Annotated in this window: 17 protein-coding genes; 12 read left to right on the top strand and 5 right to left on the bottom strand. The window is 23.8% G+C overall.

The annotated features are described in order from the left end of the window. Window positions 1-64: 64 nt before the first annotated feature. The 4 genes from ACXX88_RS00745 (at window position 65) to ACXX88_RS00730 (ending at window position 4045) form a co-directional block, all read left to right on the top strand. The gene (locus tag ACXX88_RS00745; protein WP_458559287.1) at window positions 65-958 is read left to right on the top strand and encodes a UTP--glucose-1-phosphate uridylyltransferase; all 894 of its coding nucleotides are present in this window, start codon (window positions 65-67) and stop codon (window positions 956-958) included. A 1-nt stretch (window position 959) separates the two neighbouring features. After that, window positions 960-1946, top strand: a complete 987-nt coding sequence (gene galE / locus ACXX88_RS00740; protein ID WP_458559286.1) for a UDP-glucose 4-epimerase GalE — start codon at window positions 960-962, stop codon at window positions 1944-1946. A 109-nt stretch (window positions 1947-2055) separates the two neighbouring features. Further along, window positions 2056-3072, top strand: a complete 1017-nt coding sequence (locus tag ACXX88_RS00735; protein ID WP_458559285.1) for a glycosyltransferase family 2 protein — start codon at window positions 2056-2058, stop codon at window positions 3070-3072. Then, the gene (locus tag ACXX88_RS00730) at window positions 3056-4045 is read left to right on the top strand and encodes a glycosyltransferase family 2 protein (RefSeq protein WP_458559284.1); all 990 of its coding nucleotides are present in this window, start codon (window positions 3056-3058) and stop codon (window positions 4043-4045) included. The genes ACXX88_RS00735 and ACXX88_RS00730 overlap by 17 nt, the downstream gene beginning before the upstream one ends. A gap of 43 nt (window positions 4046-4088) precedes the next feature. Here ACXX88_RS00730 and ACXX88_RS00725 read toward each other — a convergent pair whose 3' ends face one another. From ACXX88_RS00725 to ACXX88_RS00710, 4 genes are all read right to left on the bottom strand, one after another. Next, window positions 4089-5195: a hypothetical protein gene (locus tag ACXX88_RS00725; protein ID WP_458559283.1), complete on the bottom strand. Its 1107-nt coding sequence runs from the start codon at window positions 5193-5195 to the stop codon at window positions 4089-4091. Further along, a complete protein-coding gene (obgE, locus tag ACXX88_RS00720; RefSeq protein ID WP_458559282.1) occupies window positions 5195-6451 on the bottom strand; it encodes a GTPase ObgE in 1257 nt (418 codons plus the stop codon). The genes ACXX88_RS00725 and obgE overlap by 1 nt, the downstream gene beginning before the upstream one ends. Window positions 6452-6543: 92 nt before the next feature. After that, the gene (locus ACXX88_RS00715) at window positions 6544-7524 is read right to left on the bottom strand and encodes an aspartate--ammonia ligase (RefSeq protein WP_458559281.1); all 981 of its coding nucleotides are present in this window, start codon (window positions 7522-7524) and stop codon (window positions 6544-6546) included. After that, entirely contained in the window at window positions 7517-8326 is an 810-nt protein-coding gene (locus tag ACXX88_RS00710) for an alpha/beta fold hydrolase (protein ID WP_458559280.1), read from the bottom strand. The genes ACXX88_RS00715 and ACXX88_RS00710 overlap by 8 nt, the downstream gene beginning before the upstream one ends. A 116-nt stretch (window positions 8327-8442) precedes the next feature. On the opposite strand from ACXX88_RS00710, the gene fba reads away from it, so the two are divergent. From fba to ACXX88_RS00670, 8 genes are all read left to right on the top strand, one after another. Then, the gene (fba, locus tag ACXX88_RS00705; protein ID WP_458559279.1) at window positions 8443-9309 is read left to right on the top strand and encodes a class II fructose-1,6-bisphosphate aldolase; all 867 of its coding nucleotides are present in this window, start codon (window positions 8443-8445) and stop codon (window positions 9307-9309) included. A gap of 13 nt (window positions 9310-9322) precedes the next feature. Then, the gene (locus ACXX88_RS00700; protein ID WP_458559278.1) at window positions 9323-9871 is read left to right on the top strand and encodes a thermonuclease family protein; all 549 of its coding nucleotides are present in this window, start codon (window positions 9323-9325) and stop codon (window positions 9869-9871) included. Window positions 9872-9922: 51 nt separating this feature from the next. Next, window positions 9923-10750, top strand: coding sequence for an Hsp33 family molecular chaperone HslO (locus ACXX88_RS00695; RefSeq protein ID WP_458559277.1), 828 nt, complete (start codon window positions 9923-9925; stop codon window positions 10748-10750). 2 nt (window positions 10751-10752) lie between these two features. Then, on the top strand, window positions 10753-11541 hold the full coding sequence (locus ACXX88_RS00690) for an ABC transporter ATP-binding protein (protein WP_458559276.1): 789 nt from the start codon (window positions 10753-10755) through the stop codon (window positions 11539-11541). A gap of 2 nt (window positions 11542-11543) precedes the next feature. After that, window positions 11544-12374 carry an ABC transporter permease gene (locus tag ACXX88_RS00685; protein WP_458557516.1) on the top strand — a complete coding sequence of 277 codons (831 nt, stop codon included), beginning with the start codon at window positions 11544-11546 and terminating at the stop codon, window positions 12372-12374. After that, window positions 12374-12775, top strand: a complete 402-nt coding sequence (locus tag ACXX88_RS00680) for a CinA family protein (protein ID WP_436358804.1) — start codon at window positions 12374-12376, stop codon at window positions 12773-12775. Before ACXX88_RS00685 ends, ACXX88_RS00680 begins: the two co-directional genes overlap by 1 nt. Before the next feature lie 87 nt (window positions 12776-12862). Next, window positions 12863-13846 carry a recombinase RecA gene (recA, locus tag ACXX88_RS00675; RefSeq protein ID WP_458557517.1) on the top strand — a complete coding sequence of 328 codons (984 nt, stop codon included), beginning with the start codon at window positions 12863-12865 and terminating at the stop codon, window positions 13844-13846. A 23-nt stretch (window positions 13847-13869) separates the two neighbouring features. Beyond that, a complete protein-coding gene (locus tag ACXX88_RS00670) occupies window positions 13870-14682 on the top strand; it encodes a TIGR00282 family metallophosphoesterase (protein ID WP_458559275.1) in 813 nt (270 codons plus the stop codon). Window positions 14683-14724: 42 nt separating this feature from the next. On the opposite strand, the gene ACXX88_RS00665 is transcribed toward ACXX88_RS00670, so the two are convergent. Further along, on the bottom strand, window positions 14725-20631 hold the full coding sequence (locus tag ACXX88_RS00665) for a beta-N-acetylglucosaminidase domain-containing protein (protein WP_458559274.1): 5907 nt from the start codon (window positions 20629-20631) through the stop codon (window positions 14725-14727). Window positions 20632-20834 lie beyond the last annotated feature (203 nt).

The following is a 20834-nucleotide window of genomic DNA, read 5'->3' as shown; positions in this document are numbered from 1 at the left end:
CAACTATGTCGGTTATTTTTTTTAATTTTAATCAAAAAATGCAAATTATATATATAATTTTTATATGAAAATAAAAAAATTAATTATACCAGCTGCTGGGTGAGGAACTAGATTTTTACCTTTTACTAAAACGGTTCATAAAGAGTTATTACCGGTTTTAAATAGACCAACTATTGATTATTTAGTAGAAGAAGCTATTGAATCTGGGATAGAAGAAATTTGAATTATTATTTCACCTAGAAAAGAATGGATGATGGATTATTTTAGAGTTAATTATGATTTAGAAGAAGAATTAGTGGAAAAAAATAAAACTGATTTATTAAATGATTTGCAAAGAACTAATTTTATTAAAAAGCCTAATATTAAAATTAAACAAATACACCAAGATGAACAACTAGGATTAGGTCATGCTATTTGAGTTGCTGCTAAAAAAATTAAGAATGAACCATTTGCTGTTATTTTAGGTGATGATTTAATTTATAGCAATAAAAAACCAGCAATTAAGCAACTTATGGAACAATATGAAAAATATAAATGTTCTATTTTAGGAGTATCTGCTGTAGAATGAAATGAAGTACATAAATATGGTATTGTAGTTCCTAAACATATTAATCAAGGACACGGAAAAGTTTTTGAAATAATGGATGCGATAGAAAAACCTAAGCGTTCAGAAGCACCAAGCAACAAGGCAATCATTGGAAGATATGTTTTTACACCAGAAATTATGCCAATATTAAAAAACTTAGAACCTGGTTTTGGTGGTGAAATTCAGCTAGTAGATGCTTTTCCAAAATTAATGGAAACTCAAAAAATTTATGCTTGTGAGCTTGATGGAATTAGATATGATTTAGGTTCAGTAGAAGGTTTTGTTAAAGCTAATATTGATTATGCATTAAGAGAAAATAGTTTAAAAAATAGCATAAAATCCTTTATAAAAGAAAAAGAAGAGATAAAATAATATGAAAACTTTTTTATTAATTGGTGGTGCGGGTTACATTGGGTCAGTGTTTGCTTATTACCTTTTAGATAACAACTATAAAGTTATAATTATTGATAATTTAAGTTCTGGAAATAAAGAATTTTTAGATCAAAATATGATTTTTTATAATATTGATCATAACAATATTGATGAAATGGAAAAAGTTTTTGTCAATCATCAAATTGATACAGTAGTTATGTTTTCTGCTTTTATAAAAGTTGGAGAATCAGTTACTAAACCACTTGATTATTATAGAAATAATATAAATGGTATTATTAATGTTTTAACTTTAATGGATAAATTTTCTATAAATAAATTGTTATTTTCATCTACTGCTGCTGTTTATGGAAAGGGCAAAGGATTACCTTTCAAAGAAAATAATGCAAAGAAACCTATAAATCCCTATGGTAACTCTAAAGTTTTTTGTGAACAAATTATTAAAGACTATGCTAAAACCAATGAAAAATTTAAATATGGAATTTTAAGATATTTTAATGTTGCTGGATCAGATCCTCAAATAAGAGCAGGTCTTTTTTCTAAAACCAATAACTATTCTTTATTAATACCTGTTATTGCAAATAAAGTTTTAAAAGAAGAAGAATTTGAAATTTTTGGTAATGATTATAATACATCTGATGGTACATGTACAAGAGATTACATCCATGTAAAAGATTTAGCAGAAGCACACTTATTATTAGATAAATATTTAGATAAACATAAAAGTGAAATTTTTAATGTAGGAAGTAATAAAGGTTATTCTAATAAAGAAGTAGTAGATATGTTTTCTAAGATTTTAAATAGAAAAATTAATTTTAAATTTGGAGCAAGAAGAGAAGGAGATCCTGATTTTCTAGTTTCAGATTCAAATAAAATTCAGCAAAAATTAAGATTTAAATTAAAATATAGTTTAGAAGATATGATTAACCACGAAATTCAATGAAGAAAAAAATTAAAAAATCTCAAATAAAAGTATAAAAAATTAACTTTTTACAAAGTTAATTTTTATTTCATTTGTATGTGTTAAAATTGTAATACTATTATTTAATAAAAATTAATTAAAAATAAATGGAGAACAAATGAAAAATAAATTATCTATTTTGATTCCTTGTTTTAATAAGAATAAGTATTATAAAAGAGTTTTTAAATGCTTGATTAAACAAACAGATAAGAGATTTGATTTAGTTTTTTTAAACGATTCATCAACAGACAACACTTTAGAAGTTTTAAATGAATTTAAAAATAAACATGATGATTTATTTAATATTAAAATAATAAATTTAGAAAAAAATGGCGGATTAGCAAATGCTAGAAACATTTTAATAAACAATTGTGATACAGAATATTTTTTATTTTTAGATCCAGATGATCTTATTACAAAAAATGCCATTTTTGAATTTAATAAACCCATCTATTCAAGTCATAAATATGATATTATTACTGCTCATTTTTCATTAATTTTTAAAAATATTCCCATTTTAAATTTAGCAAAAACAAAAATTTTAACAAAACCTAAATACAAAAATAACATTGAATATACACAAGATCAACTTGCTTTTATTTGAAACAAAGCTATAAATAGAGATTGATTTTTAAATTTAGACATTTCCTTTTTAGTTGGTTATAATTATGAAGATTTTCCTATTTCTTTCATTTCGTTATTATCGACAATAAATAGTTATCACATTAATAAAAAAACATATAAATATGATTTAAATTTACAAGGTTTATCTAAAAAACATAATATTAAAAAAATAGTTAGTATAACTAAAAATTTAGATTTCTTATATAGCGAACTTAAAAAAAGAAACATTTTTAATGTATATAAAGAAAACATTGAAAAATATTTTATAAGAAAAGTATTCACTCATATTTTTTGAGCTCACCATAATTTAAATAAAGAAAACGAGTTTCAGATAGTTTTAATTGATTTTTATAATATTTTAGAAAAATATCAAATTGATGAACGAATAATTAAATATAAAACTAAATTTTTTTCTCTTTTTAATATTGCTTTTTCTAATTATGAAAAATTAAGATATAAAAAATACAATTTAGAAAATTTACAGAAAGATTTTAATGGAAACAAAGAATAAAATAACTATTTTGATACCGATTTTTAATGGAGAGAAAACTTGTAAAAATTTGTTGTTATCAATAACTAAGCAAACAGATGTAAGATTTAATGTATTGTTTTTAAATAATGGTTCTACAGATAATACTAAAACAGTTCTACATAAATTTAAGGATGAAAATAAAAATAATATTGATATAAAAATTATTGATTTTGTTCAAGACTCAGAAAGTTCTCACATAAAAAATTATTTAGTTGATAACTGTGAAACTGAATTTTTTATTTTTTTAAATTTTACAGATGAACTTGAACCTAATGCTATTTCGGAATTTAATAAAGTATTGTATTCATCAGAGAAAAAATACAATATAATCCTTTCTGATTTTTCATTTAGTAATAAAAATAATTTATTTATGAATATATTTAAAAAAAGAATTTTTATAAAGGAAAAATACAGAAAAAAAATAAATTTTGAAATAGAGAAATTTACTTTTATTTGAAATAAATTAATTAATAAAGAATGATATAAAAGTTTATATTTACCTTTTTATTTAGGTTATACTTATGAAGAATTTTCTCTTGCTTTGGTTTTATTTTTATTAACTGATAATATTTATTATATTCATAAAAAATTATATAAATATGATTGAAATTCAAATTCAGATTTTAAAAGTCATACTACTGATAAAATAATAGGAATAGCAAAAAATTTAGATTACTTATATTTACAATTAAAAATAAGAAACAAATATGAGTTATTTGAAAAAACATTTGAAGAAACAGTTTTATGTTCAATTTTTATACATATTTTTTATAATAAAAATAAGCAAAATATAGACAAAAAATTTCAATATGCTTTAAAAGAGTTTTATAAGTTTATTGATAAGTATGATTTAGAAATAAAACTTTCTAAATATAGAAAAGATTTTACATTTAAATTTAATAATTCATTAAGAAGTTATGATAAATTTAGACATATTAAAAGAGATTTTTAATAATTAAAATCCAATGCTTTGATGCACTGGATTGTTTTTACTTTTATTTTTCATGTTTGAAGAAAGAAATAATTGTTTCTAAAGCATTTTGGATATCAACTTTTGATTTTAATTCTTCACTTTTTATTAAAGGAGTTACAAAATCAACAAGTTTTTTTTCTGTTTTGTCATTGATGTTAGAAAGTAAGTCTTTAATTTTTGCATTTTGTTCATCAATGTCAGGGTTTGTTAATTTTGCTTCATTATATAATTTTTGTATATTTTCTTTTAAGTATTCAGTAACAATTTTTTTCTTTTCTTCTGCTGTTGCTACTAAGTAATCTGGGCGATCTGCAGTTAATCTTTTTATGGTTTTATCAACTACTTCATTTAAAGTAGGTTCTACATTAAATGATTCAAATTGATTTTTTATAATTGGAAATACAATGTTTTGTATTCTTTGATCATTAACTAAATTAGAAACATCAGTTAATATTTTTTTAAGTGCTTCTTTATCTTCTTCGCTTAAATTTTTATAATCTTTGGTTAATAAATCTTGTAATTTGTTAATATTAGTTGCAAGATCTGCTCCATTTTTAATAATTCCATATAAGTTATGAATTCCTGTACCTTTACCACCTGTCAGTATTTTTACACCAATCTCTGTAGAATTTGCATAACTTGTTTTTTTATCAGAAGGGAAAAGCAATACATTAGAAAACAGAAGAGCACCTGGCACTGTTAACAATAGATTAGTTCCTGCAAAAACACCACCATAAATTAATTTGCTTATTTTAGTAAAAGTTTTATTGCTTTTTTTCTTTTTAATTTTACTGAAAATTGCTATTACTAGTGCAATTGTAAAGAAAATAAATCTAAAAATTCAATAAACTATTAATGCAACTACTGTTGCAGCTAAAGTAGTAAAACCTTCCGGATCATCAAAATGTTCTTTAGCATATTTATTAGTAATGCTATAAAAAATGACTGTACCAATTATAGTTATAATTATGGAAACAAACTTAAAAATGGTAAATTTAAGTTTTAAAAAATAACCGGTAACTAAAGAAAAAAGTATAGAAAAAGCAAATAAAATTGGAACTCAAATATGTGGTGAAGAACCTTTCATTGAGTTTAATGTATTTAAAATTGAACCAATAAATCCTTCCATTATTGTTCATCCTCCCAAACAAATTCATATTCATATATTCTAACTACATCGCCAGCTTGTATGTTGAGTTCAATAAGTTCATTTCAAACACCAATTTCCTTTAGTTTTTGATTAAATCTCATTAAATTATCATGTGATACAATAGGGATTTTGTTGTAAATTTCTTCTACTTCAGGACCAAAAACTTCAAACAGTCCTTCATGTATTTTTTTAACTTCGTGATATTTTTCTAAAGTAATTGTAACTTCAGAGAAAGTTTTTTCAAAAATAGGGGTTTTTTCTTTTTCTAATGCTTCTCAAAGTTTGATTTTTAATGTATCAATATTTTTATTTTCAATCGCACTAATTTCCACTATTTCTAAATTTTTAAATTTCCTTTTAAATTTAGATAGTTGCTTTTTAAAAACTTCTTGGTCTGATTTATTAGCAACTATTATTTGTTTTCTTTTTTCTAAATTTAAATTATAAGTTTTTAATTCTTCATTAATTTCAATATAATCTTTTATTGGATCTTTAGTTTCGACACCAAAGTCAATTATATGGGCGATAACTCTACATCTTTCAATATGTTTTAAAAATTGAATTCCAAGTCCTTTACCTTGTGCTGCTCCTTGGATTAAACCTGGTAAATCAGCAGCAACAAAGGAATTTTCAAAAACTTGAACAAGTCCCAATTGTGGAACTAAAGTTGTAAAATGATAATCTGCAATTTTTGGTTTTGCATTTGAAATTCTAGATAAAATTGTAGATTTTCCTGCTGAAGGTTTTCCTAAAAAACCGACATCAGCTAAAACTTTTAAATTTAGAGTTAGATTAAATTTTTCACCAAAATCACCATTTTCGCTAATTTTGGGAGCAGTATTTTTGGAAGATTTAAATTTAGTGTTTCCTCTTCCACCTTTACCACCTTTTGCTATTAAATAATTTTCTTCTGTTATGATATCGTGCAACAATTTATTTCCATCATAAATAAGAGTTCCTATTGGTACTTTGATATAAATATCTTTTCCAGCGGCTCCATATTGATTTTTTCTTCTACCGTTTTCCCCGTCATTCCCTTTAATTATTTTCTTTAAATACAAAGGAAGAAGAGTGTTCATTCCAGGATCTCCTACAAAATAAATAGAACCTCCATTACCACCGTCACCGCCATCAGGGCCACCACGATCAACGTGTGCTTCTCTTCTGAAAGCAATCATTCCATTGCCGCCTTTTCCGGCTTGTACTTTCAATTTTACTTCATCTATAAATTTCATTAATTCTCCATATCTATAAATAAATGCTAATATTATTTAGTATTTTAAATAATAACACATTTACACAAATAAAAAAGAAAGAATCAAACTTGTTATAAAAGTTTTATTCCTTTTTTTGCTAATTCTTCTTTATATTCTTTAGGTCAAAAACTGGATTGTACTTCACCTATATGTTGTTTTTCAAGTAAAAGCATACTTAATCTACTTTGTCCTATTCCACCCCCAATTGTTAAAGGTAAAAGATTGTTTACAACATTAAAGTGATATGGTGAAATTTTTTCCACTTCTGCTTTTGATTTATTTGCTTGAGTACAAATGGACTCTGAATCTACTCTAATACCCATTGAAGAAATTTCAATTGCTTTTTCAAGAGTTTGAGAATAAATTATTAAATCACCATTTAAATTTCAATCATCATAATCAAACGCTCTTAATGATTGAATCAAACCTGATTTCATTTTGTGTCCTATTTGATAAATAAAGACAGTTCCTTTTGATTTGGTAATTAAATTTTCTCTTTCATTAACGGAATAGTTAGGATATAAATCCTCTAATTCTTGTGAAGAAATAAAGAAAACATTTTTAACTAATTCTTCTTTTAATACGGGAAATTGCTTTTTTAATTCTTCTTTTGTTTTTAAAATTGCTTTGTAAATTTTATTAACAATACTTTTTAGAAAATCAATATTTCTATCAGAAGCTTTTATAATTTTTTCTCAGTCCCATTGATCTACATAGTATGAATGTAATTCATCTAATTTTTCTTCTCTTCTGATTGCATTCATATCTGTATAAATTCCTTCATAAAAATCATAATTATAGTCTTTTAAAGCCTGTCTTTTTCATTTAGCAAGTGAGTGAACAACTTCTAGTTTAACATCACTATTTTTAGTTGTAAAACTTACTGGTGATTCTCCGTTTAAACCATCGTTTAATCCTGTTTGTTTTTCAACAAAAAGAGGAGCGGTAGCTCTAGTTAGATTTAATTCTTTTTTAATTTCTTCTTGAAATATTTTTTTTAAGTTTTGAATTGCTAATTGTGTTTCTTTTATATTTAATTTTGTTTTATTCATTTTTTTCTCCTTTTAAATAAAAATCTTTAATTATATTAAAATATTTTTCAAAGTTTTCATAGTAAATCATATGCCCAACTTTTTCAAAAACTTCTATTTGAATATTTTTAACATTATTATAAAAATATTTTATACAATTTTCCCTGTCTATAACAGCATCTTTTTCTCCAAGTAATAATAAAGTAGGAATTTTTATTGAATTTAAACCTTTTTCTATCTCATTCATTAAGTTTATATTTGGTAAACTTTCTCCTAATTTTACTATAGTTGGATTGTTAAATAGAAAAGGATCAAAATTATTTTTTTCTTTTTCCATAAATTCTTTATTCATAAATAAAGGTGTTGGATCATAATACAAAGCTTTCAAAAATGTCTTATATTCTTCAAAAGTTTTTGGAAAATAAGAATTAAAGTAATCTTCTTTTTTAACTAGTGAAGATTTGTTCATTGGTGCTACATAAATTAATTTTGAAAATAAAGATGGTTCTTGTAAATAAGCAAGAGAAATTATTCCCCCACCCATAGAATGACCGATTAAGACCACATCTTTTAAATTATTTTCTTTAATAAATTTAATTAAAAGATTTGCAAAAGAATAAACGCTAATTTCATCGTTATTTTTAGCTTCTAATAAATCATTTCCAGGAAAAGATATAGCATAATAATCACTTAAAGTTCATTTATCCATAAAAACATTGTGTCTGCTGTGATTTGAATTAAAACCATGAACAAAAATTACGGGATTTTTGGGTTGATTATTATCTTTGAAAACAAAGGGATAATCATATTTTATTTTTTTCATTTTTTAGTTTTCCTTTTTCTTTTAATTTTAAAAAATACTTTTTTATTAAATTATATAATTTTCTTCAAAAATAAAATATAATTAAATAAGCATAATAAAAATAAACAAGGAGAAAAATGAGTTTAGTAAACGCAAAATTAATGATGAAAGATGCATATAAAAGAAAATATGCTATTCCACACATTAATATCAATAATTTAGAATGAGCAAAAACAGTTTTATTAGCAGCTCAAGAAATGAAATCACCTTTAATTCTTGCAACTTCAGAAGGTGCTGTTAAATATATGGGTGGTTTTAAAACCATTTATGGAATGGTTACAGGGTTAATTAGTGAATTAAAAATAACCATCCCAGTAGCTCTACACCTTGATCATGGTTCATATGATGCTTGTGTTAAAGCTATAAAAGAAGGATATACTTCAGTAATGTATGATGGATCACATTCTGACTTTAAAACAAACTATAACAATACTAAAAAATTAACCAAACTTGCTTTAGTACACGGAGTTTCTGTAGAAGTTGAAGTAGGAACTATTGGTGGTGAAGAAGATGGAATCGTAGGAAATGGAGATTTAGCAAACCCAGAAGAAGCTAAAAAAATGGCAGCTTTAGGAATTGATATGTTAGCTGCGGGAATTGGAAATATTCACGGTCCATACCCTGCTTCATGAAAATCATTAAATTTTGAAGCTTTACAAGAAATTTCTGCTAAAGCAAAAATTGGTCTTGTTCTACATGGTGGTTCAGGAATACCAAGCGATCAAATTAAAAAAGCAATTTCTTTAGGAATTGCAAAAATTAATGTAAACACTGAATTACAACAAGCAAATGCTAAAGCTATTTGAGCATATGTTGAATCTGGAGAAGCTAAAAAAGGAAAAAACTTTGATCCAAGAAAATTATATGCTCCAGGAACAGCAGCGATGAGACAAACAGTAATTGAAAAAATTAAAGAATTTGGATCAGAAAATAGAGTTAAATAGACTCTATTTTTTTATGCGGAAAATTTTAGGAAAAATCCTTTTCATTTTCTTTTTATTCTTTAATTTTTTTACAGTTTCATGCTCTATAAAGACTGAAACAAAAACAAAAACATATTTTGTGAATTCAGTCTATGATGGTGATACATTTACGGATAATAAGAATCAAAGGTATAGATTTTTTGGAATAGACGCTCCAGAAATAAAAGATAGAGATGGGGTCGAAACAAAAGGAAATAAACATTATTATGCTCTTTTAGCGAGAAATTTTTTAAGAAAACAGATTGATAAAAAAGAAATTCAAATTCAAATTATTAAAAAAGATAAATATAAAAGAAATGTGTCTAAAATTTTTATAAATAATATTGATATAGGACGTCAATTATTAAGAAACGGTCTAGTAATAGTCAGATACATTTCAATTGATAAAACTTCTCCTTTTTATACTGAAGATATTGATTATTATGATCAACTTCTTTCTGATTTTCATTATGCTCAAAAAAACAAGTTAGGTTTTTGAAAATTTTATTCATCACAAAAAGAAGTTGAAAAAGCCTTATATTAAGGTAATAGTTTTTATATTTTAAAAAAATAATAGTGGTATAATTTTGAAATTATGGATAAAGTTCAAATTTTTATAAAGAATAATATAAGGATAATAGTTTCTGATTTAACAAAATCAGCACAAAGAAATATTGAAGTGCAAAAATGTAATCCATTTCCAGCTTTAGTTTTAGCAAAAGCAATTTCTGTTTTTGGTCCACTTTCTTCGATTTTATCAATAAAAAGTGGAAAAGTAACTACATTTATTAAAAGTGAAAATGGAACAATAAAAAATTTGATTGTTGAATCAAGAACAGATGGTTCATTAAGGGCTTTATTAGATAATAATGATATTGTTACAGAAAAAGATGATTCAGATTTTGAAAATATACCACTTGTTCTTGGTTTAGGTAATGATGGCTTTTTAAGAATTACAAGAAATAATGGATCTCAACATTTTGGTGGAGAAGTTAAACTAATGAAGTCAGATATTGTTACAGATTTAGCCTATTATTTTAAAGTTTCTGAACAAATATATACAGCAATAATTTCAAGTGTTAAATTTAAAAACAAGCAAACACTTGAAAGAGTTTATTCAGTGATTTTTCAATTATTACCAAGTCACACAGAAGAAGATATCGTATGAATTGAAAACTTTTTAAAAAATAATAATTTAGATAATATGTCTTTAGAAGAATACATAGACTCAATGGAAGCAACGTTTTTACAGGAAAAACAGTATTTTTGAGAATGTAAATTTAATAAAGAAGAAGTATTATCTTCATTAAAATTAATAGAAAAAACAGAAATTGACAAAATTCTGAATGAAGATGGGAAAATAGAAGTAGAATGTCATTTTTGTAAAGAAAATTTCTATTTTTATAGAGAGGATTTTAAATAATTATGAAAAAAATTATTTCATTAAAAAACATAAATAAGTTTTATGGACATAAAAAAGTTTTAGAAAACTTTAACTTTGATATTTATCAAGGTGAAAGAATAGCTTTGTTAGGTGGTAATGGTTCAGGAAAATCGACCACTGTTGAAATCATAGCAAGAATCAAAAAACCTACATCTGGTGAAGTTTGATGAGATGAAAATCTAAAATTAGGGATTCAATTTCAAGAATCTAAATATCCGCATGGAATAACTGTAAAAATGTTGATTGATTTTTATCTTGACAGTTATGGTAGAGAACAAGTTAGTCCAGAGTATGTTGAAGATTTAAAAAAGAAATTTAGACTAAAGGAATTAGAAAATAAACAAATCTATACATTATCTGGCGGACAACAACAAAGAGTAAATATTTTATTATCACTTGTACATAAACCAAATTTTTTAATTTTGGACGAATTATCAACAGGATTAGATATTAAAATAAGAAGAGAAATTAGACAATATGTTATGGATTATTTAGCAGCGAATGTTAATTGTTCACTAATTTTGATTACTCACAATACTTCTGAAGCGTTGAAAATGTGTAATAAAATTGTGATATTAAATAAAGGAAAGATTTTTGTAAATGAAACAATTGATAATTTATTAAGAACAAAGGGAAATATAGATACCTTTGTTGATGAGTTTTTTGATACAGTATATTCAGAAGAAGATGAAAAACAAAAGGAAAACGAAAAAACAAAAAATAAAAGTTTTTTAACTAAAATAAAGGAAAAATTAAGAAAAAGAGGATAAATATGAAAGCAATTTTTAAATTAATTAATGCTTATTACTGAAAAGGATTTTTTGGTCCATTTTTTACTGTTTTTTGACCATTTTTAGTTTTCTTACTTTTAGGAAATGTAACTTATTCAACCACACTATCTAGTTTAGAAAAAACAGGTTTACCTCAAGCAACCATTGAAACTCAAATATATTCACTAGCTAAATCAATAATTGTTGGAGTTTTAATCTCAACAATTATTTCTAATGGATTAATAGGTTTTTCAACAATAATAGTTGATTTCAAAAAATCAACACTTATAAAAAGAATTGGTTCTGCCAATATAAGTAAAACACATTTTATGATTGCTAGTTTGTTTTACCAATTTGTATGAACTTTATTTGTAATTATTTGAGTTCCTTTATTAGGTTCCTTATTACTTGGTTTTAATAAATATTTAGATTTTGGAATTGGTTTTAACATAGGATTATTGAGTATTTTGCCTTTAATTGCCCTTGTTTTCTTAATTTCAATTTCTATGGGATTTTTAATAATTTCTACTATAAATAGTACAATAGGAGCATCATCAGTAGCTAATTTAATTTTCTTCCCTATCTCCTTTTTATCTGGTGGTTTTGGTAATGGACAACCTAATTTAGAATATGCGCCAGCTATTAAATATTTTTCATATTTAGTTCCTACAAAATATTCCACAGATCCTTTATTTGAGGTTTTCAAAAATGGTGGATATAGTAATTTATATGAAAACATGGGATGACAAAGTTTTGGATTTCCAATAATTGGAATAACAATTGCAGCTATTTTCATTTTAATTTCTGTTAAAAAATTTAAATGAGGTGAATAATGAAAGTAAAAACATTCGCTTCAGTAGAATCTTTTACAGGTGGGGCATTTGCAAGTAGATTGGTTTTAGAACCAGGTGCTTCTAAATATTTCAAAGGTTCATTGGTGACCTACCAAAATGAAATAAAGGAAAAATTAGGTGTTAACACATCAAAAGGTGTGGTTAATTCAGAAACTGCACTTAATATGTCTTTAAAAGGCAAAGAATTTTTTAATGTAGATTTTTGTATTTCATTTACAGGAAATGCAGGACCGACAGTTATGGAAAATAAAGCGGTAGGCGAAGTTTATATAGCTATAAATGATGAAGTTTTTCCTTTATTATTAAGCGGAAATAGAGAACAAATAATTAATCAAGCAGTAGATTTTGCTTATGAAAAATTTCTAAAATTAAAATCTTAAAATAGGAAAATTCAACGTTTTTTCCTATTTTTGTTTTTTTATCAATAGAAAAGCAAATTTTAAGAAATTTTAATAGAGGTGAAAAATATGGAAAATAATAAAATTTTAAAAGAAGCATTAAATGAAATAGAAAAAAAATTCGGTAAAGAATCAATTATGTTATTAGGGGAAAAACCTCCAGTAGATACAGAAACTTTTTCTTCAGGTTCTATAGCTATCGATCATGCTTTAGGTATTAAAGGTTTTCCTAAAGGCAGAATTATCGAAATTTTTGGTCCTGAATCTTCAGGAAAAACAACAATTAGTTTACATGCAATAGCAGAAATACAGAAAAATGGAGGAATAGCAGCATTTATAGATGCTGAACATTCTATCGATCCAACATATGCAAAAAATCTTGGAATAAATATAAATAATTTGATTTTATCACAACCTGATTCTGGAGAGCAAGCTCTCGAAATCGTTGATACTTTAGTGAGAACAGGAGCAATTGATTTAATAGTTGTTGACTCTGTTGCTGCTTTAGTTCCTGAAGCAGAATTAAATGGAGAAATGAGAGATCAAACAATAGGTGCTCAAGCTCGTTTGATGTCAAAAGCTTTAAGAAAAATAACAGGTTCTTTAAATAAAAATAAAACAACTGTAATTTTTATTAATCAAATTAGAGAAAAAGTTGGTGTAATTTTCGGTAATCCTGAAACCACTCCTGGTGGAAGAGCACTTAAATTTTATTCTTCTATTAGAATGGAAGTTAGAAAATCTACACAATTAACAACAGGAAGTGATATAACTGGAAACCTTGTAAAAATTAAAGTAGTAAAAAATAAATTATCTATACCTTTTAAAACAGCAAATGTGGAAATTATTTTTTCTCAAGGAATTTCAAAATATGCTGAAATTGCACAATTAGCTGAAGATTTTGGAATTTTAATAAAAAAAGGTGCTTGATACTCATATAATGGAGAAAATATAGCACAAGGAAAAGTAAATTTAAGATTATATTTAGAAAATTCTCAATCATTTTTTGAAGAAATTAAACAAAAAGTATTAGATAAATTAGAAGAAAATTAAAAATGCTATAAAATATATTTATTATGAAAAAAGAAATAGGTATATTGTTTATTGGAGATGTTTTTGGAACTCCTGGAATAAAATGTATTGAAAAATTTTTACCAGTAGTTAAAGAAAAATATGAAATAGATTTAATTATCGCTCAATCTGAAAATGTTTCAGGAAGAAAAGGACTAAATTCTGAAGACTATGAAAAGATGATGAAAATCGGAGTAAATGTTTTTACACTTGGAAATCATGTTTGAGCAAATGAAGATATATATAAAATTATTGATAATAAAAATGTTTTAAGACCTTACAACGTAATAACAAGTGATTATCCTGGCTCTGGTTCTAGTGTTTTTTCCATAAATGGTTTTAATATTAGAGTCACTTCTATGCTTGGAAAAACATTTAATAAACTAAACTCTCCTTGAAAACAAGAAGAAGCTAATTCTTTTTTTGATGCAATAGATGAAATAATAAGTAAACAAGAAGAATCTGAAGATTTTCATATTATAGATTTTCATGCTGAAACAACTTCTGAAAAAAATGTTTTTGGTTTATATTTAGATGGAAAAGTTGATGCATTATTAGGAACTCATACACATGTTCAAACTAATGATGATAAAAAACTACCTAATGGAACTTTATATATTAGTGATGTCGGTATGACGGGACCAAAAAATAGTGCCATTGGTGCTAATTTTGAAGAAGTTTATGAAAAAATGAGATTTAACAAAAAAGTAAGGTTCAAAGTTTCTGAGAACGATGTACAATTTAATGCAGTATTTTTAAAATTAAACAAAGAAGATAAAAAATTAAACCAAATAGAAAAAATTTTTTTAAACAAGTAAAACAAAACACAAATCCTTTTTGATTTGTGTTTTTAAATAACTTTATTTTAATTTTTTCTTTTTTCAAAATCAGTAATATATAAGAAATCCACCTAATGTAAAAATGGATAATAAAGCAAAAGTTGTACCTAAAGCTATAGATGTAATATTATTTGTTTTACTAATTTTATCAGTTTGTTTATTTTCAGATGTTTTATTGTAATTGATGATTTCTTCTTTTAGGTTGTCTAAAGAATTTTTATTATAAGATTTATTTATATTAGAAAGTAACGAATTGTATAATGATTTATCTTTTATTGTTTCTATTGATTTTCTTAATAAATCTTTATATTCATTTATGCTTTTTAAGAAATCTGGATTTTGGTAACTATATAGATCATCTAAAAATTTAAGAGATTGCTGATGAGTATTAACGTTTTTATAAACTTGATTCAACCAATCTTGAACTTCTTTTTCTTTAACTGAATTTATCTGTTGTTTTAGATAGTTTTCATCAATTTTTAATTGACTAATAGAACTTTTAATTTCTGTTAAATTGTTAGATATATTAGTTTCTGAAATTTCTAAATTATTTATTTTATTATTTATGTTTTCTAATGTTTGTTTATAATTTGCAAAAGTTTCTTGAATAAAATAAGCATTTAAATATAAATAATTATTATCAATATGAGTTTTTAAAGAATCAATTTTCTTTTGTTTTTCTTTTTCATATTCTTTAATAGTTTTATGCAAAATATTTATTTGCTCTTCTATTGATGAAAAAGTTTTATTTTTATTTTGAATTAAATCATTTGTTTTTTGAATTTCATTTTGAAGATGAGTAAGTAAAGTTGTTCAGTTTTTAAAATCTTCTTTTTTTATAGCTTTAGCTTCAAGTAAAATATTTTTTAATTCTTTTAGTTTTTCACCACTTTCATTCAATTTTAATAAATTAATTTTTTCTTTAAAAGAATTGTTAGCAACTAAAAAAGTTGATGGATGAGTTTCAACCGTATCTAGTAATTTTTTCAAATCAGCTGCTACAATATCTAAATTTTTTATTGAATCAGTAGTGTATAAAACTCTCTCCAAGTTAGTATATATGAAATAATTTTCATAAGCTATTGATTTTTGCTTTATAGAAAAAATTAATTGAGATTTTGCTGAATTAATTTCATTTTTAATTTTCTCTAATTTAGAATTATTTATATTAGTACTTTTTGTCAATAATTTTTCAGCATCTGTTATGCTATTTTTATATTTTATAAAGGAATTTTCTGTATAAAATTCATTTATATTGGTTATTTTGTTATCAATTAATTCTTTTATTGGACTATAATCAGCTACTAATTCAGCCTTGTTTTTAATAAAGTTTAAATGGTTTTGTAAATCTATAAAAGTAGCATCTAAAAGATATTCGGAATTTAAAGCGATAATTGAGTTTTCCTTTATTTCATTATATTTATCTTTGTATTTCTCTGTTCAATTATCAAAGTTTTCAGGTGTGTTGTTAATAAATTCTCTTAAAGAATTTTTAGCATTGCTGCTATCGTTGTTAGATTTATTGATAAGGGAAATTTCGTTTATGTTTGGTTTAAAACCATTCCATTCAATTATTAATTCGATAATTTTTTCATTAATATTAGAAGGTAAGTTAAAAAACATTAAATTATTAACTAATGAACCAATTAAAATTTCTTTTTCAGAGTTACTTTCTAGATCAAACACCCTTGCTTTAAATTGAACGTTTTTAGATGTATTTTCACTTAAAATTCTAACCATTTTATTTCTAATATCATCAGAATTTAAAGCAATTTTGATAATCCCGTTTGAATTTGTAGGAATAAAACTTGTTGTCAAATCTTTATCCAACATAAGATTAGGATTACTATCTAGGCTAGTTCCAGATAAATTAAAATCATACTCATCTTTTGGTGAACTTTGTTCATTGATGATAATTTCATTAATTTCTAATTTTTTATTTTCTGGATAATTATGAGTTATTTTTAGTCTTAAATATCTTACATTTAATAAGTTTAAATCAGAAGATCCTCAATATTTAAAATCAGAATATTTAGGATCATTTAAACCAAAAGTCGTTTCAGATAGTTTTTCATTATTATTTATTGAATCATCGTTAATATCAAAAGCTTTTGTTCAAGTGATTTTATCACTAGAAACTTCAACACTTATGAATCTTGGAAAATCATAACTTTCTTTAGAAGTGAAAATTTTTATTGAATCAATATCTATATTTTTAGATAAATCATATGTTACAAATTTTCCATCACTTGGATTTCCAAAAATTCTACTTGTATTGATATTGTTGTCAAATTCAACCTTTTTATCGATATTTTTAGAATTTAGATTAGTGTCTATGATTTTTCCAAATTCAACCTTATTTTCTGTATAAACGACTAATTTTTGAAAAGAAATTTCTTGACTAACCTCTGAAATATTTCTAATAATTAAATATCTAGCTTTTGTATTTGTGTCTATATTGTTAGCATCTGTAATTTCTGTTCATATTACACCATTTATGGAATAGAATAATTTTAAGTTTGGATCATTTAGATGATTTTCTATTTGTTTGAGTTTATATATTTTTTTAAAATCAATCCCTATATACTCATTTGATTCTAATGTATAAGTTTGGTTTTGACTTAGATCAGCATTTAATAAAGTAAATTTATTATTTTCTACAAGAACATTAAAATTATTTCTTTTATTTTTGTTGGACACAAAAACATTTTCATTTGTTGGAACTTCTTTATTGATGATATCAACGGATTTTAATGATCATCAAGTTGAAGAGTTTCTAGTAGAAATAATTCTAATTCCGTTCATTTTTCCTGAATTTTCAGGAATAGCAATTGAAATTTCATCATTGTTATTGGAATTAATTTCTTGCGTTAAATCTGTATAAGTGTTATTAATAATTTTTTGAATTTTAAAATGATTTAAAGTGTTACCTACTTTTTGCAACAATCTCACTGCCTTAATTTCTCTGTAATCATTAAATAAAATATCTAAATAGTCATTTTCTTTAATGTTTCCATTATCGTTTATATGAGAAATTAAGGCGTATGTTGAATCATCTTTATCAGTTATATAATCAAAAAGATTGTTTTTAGATTCATTATTAACAGTTTCGCTGTTGGCAATTTGTAAATTTGGACTTTTTATAGTAAATTCTGGTTTTAATGATTTTTGTTCCCCACCTGCTACAAAAGTTCCAAGACGTCACCAAATAGGTCTGGAAACATCATTAACTATTCTTAGTTTATCTGTAAAACCAATTCCAGAAATGATTTGTCTTTTTTTATTATTCAAATGATATGAACCAAATTGTTTTCAAGAATTTGAATCATAATCAAAATATTCAATATGAAAATCAGTTAGAGTATCTGATTCTTTTGAAGCACCTTGTTCAACTAAAACTTTTGTAATATACCTTCTAGAAGGGTATGAAATAGAAACTGCAACATTTTGTGCAAAATTACCTGAACCATTAGATGTAATTCATCATTCTGTATTTTCGTTGTTATCTAAAATATTGTTTGAATTACCGCCGTGAGTTTGTAAATTTGGAGAATCTGTTTGATTAAAGACTCCGTCTTTGAATCATTCATAAATAGAGTCTTTTTCGTCGTAATCATTTATTACAAAATTAAATAATCTTATTCAACCATTGTCGCTGTTATCTTGTAAATTTCTAACTCTTACTGATTTTACATTTTGAATATTTAAATTTTCAATAGTTATAGGATTAAAATTTCCTCTATTAGAAACGTAAGCATCTCCACTGCTTTTTCATTCTTGTTCACCATCTTGGAGATATTCAAAAACAAAATTATAAAAATGATCTGCTCCACCACCCATTTTTAGATAAATTTTATTTAAAGAAATAGGACTGGAAAATTCTGAACCTATATATTCATTAGCATTAATTCTATTGTTGTTACCATCAAATACTGCGACTGATTCATTTGATTTTTTAAATATATTTTCTATAGACACACCTAAAGAAAGATTGGAATTATCGCCTCTATTACTAATAAATTTTTGAGTTACACTATGAATATCTTTATTTATTAAAATTTCAAAAGAGTTTTTTAAATATATTATTATCTTTTCAAGATAAGGAATAAATTTATCAAATTCTCCATTTATTTTTATATTTGAATCACTAAAAACCATTGTTTTAGCTTGATTCAACATTTTTTCAGTTATTACAAGATTTTTACTAGATTCTGAAATTATATTATGACTTTTATATACAATTGAGTTAGCTAAATTTAAAAAACTATTTGATAATAATGATAATTTTGTTAATCAAGGTTTTAAAGATGTTATAAAATCATTATTTAAATTTAACAATAATTTTACATTACTATCAAAATTTTGAAACATAGTTTTCAATTCATTTAAATCTGATTCAGTAATGTTTTTATTTTTGATTTTTTGAATCAAAACATCAAATAAAGCACTAAAATTATCATTTTGATTTTGGTTAATAATATATTTGTAAGTTTCTAAAAATGCCTGAATTGAATTATCATTTATTGAATTTACTTTTAAAATATTTTTAATTATATTTTTTTGTAAGAGTTCTTTATTTTGAATATTATATAAAAATTTAAGATTAAATTGTTTAAGATAAAAATCATTAACTTGTGTATTATTTGAAACAGTTACAATATAAGAATTTAATTTTTCTAAAAAATTATTTTCAATATTATTATCAATAATATTTCATTTAATAGTTCCTTTATTATAGGAACTTATGGTATTAAACATAATATTAGCTTTTTTACTAGTTACACGATTAAAACTATCAATAAATTCATTATTAAAATTGTAGTGATTTTCTTTTCCTGTCATTACAATTTTTATTTTTTCATTAAAATTAGAAACATAATTAGGAATAGATTCATCACTAGAATTGTTTAAAAAGTAGTAAATGTTGTCGTTTAAATCATAATTTTCTTTTATTTCTGTAAGTCAATTTGTTAAATCATTTAAAGATTTTACTTGAAGATCGGTAGTTAAATTATTTTCAGAAGAAGCAACAAATCCAAAAGATTTAATTCCTATATTAATTAATTGTTTAAGTTTTCCTTTTAAAATTTCTAAATCAGAACTATAATTATCGCCACCATTTATAGTTTCATATTGAAAAAAATCAATATTGTAAATAAAATCAATATTATGTTTTTGTGCAAAATTAGAAAGTTCTTTTATATTCTGAAGTTCCTTTTCAGAATATAATTCTCTTCATTTTTCGCTATTTTTAGGATTGTTTTTATCAAAGAAAGAATAAATATTAAAACCATTTTTGCTAGAAATTTGAATATTTTCTTTAATTGTTTCCATACTTAAATTTAAATCATCATAAATGGCCCTGTTAGGAATGTCAAAAAAATCATTTAATTTAAAATTTTGAATAGCTAAATTATCACTATTTTCAATAATATCTTGAATTTTTTGAATACCATAGTATATTCCTCTATCGTTTTGTGCTGTTAAAAAGAAAATATTTGCATCATTACTTTCAAAAAAGTATTCATCATTATGATTAGTTTGAAATTCAAAAGAAACAGAATAATTTTTAAATAAAGAATCTATATAATCATTTTTTGTACTTGAGTTTGAAATAACAATATTGGTCTTATTCTCTTCTATTTTAGAAGAAATGGAAATATTAAATTCTTTTGCTTTTAAAAAATCTATTAAAGAATTTAATTCATCATTAATTTTGCTTTCACTAGTTACAAAATTGATATCCTTTTTTATTACTGTGTAACTATCTTTATATTGAATATTTTTAGCTAAAATATTTAGGTTAAAATTGTAAATATCACTCTTTTGATTATCTGTATTTTGCTCTGCAGAAAGGAAAAATGAAAGAGGAATTATTGGTGATAAAACAAAAGAAGATTTGATTATATTTTTAATTTTTATTTTCATAAAAACTCCTATAATTAAAAATTATTTTTGATAAACTTAAAAAATATAAAATTTATATTTTTATTGCAAGATTGGTGATTTTAATATAATTACTTATATTTTAATTATAATGAATATATTTAAAATTAACCAAAAAAATGATTTTTATTATTAAAACAGAAATAAAATGTCACCCCCCATTCCCAATATAAAATGTCACTTTT

Source organism: Mycoplasma sp. 5370, assembly GCF_054343435.1.
Note: the sequence above shows the minus strand (reverse complement) of the source record. Positions and strands in the feature narration are given on the sequence as shown.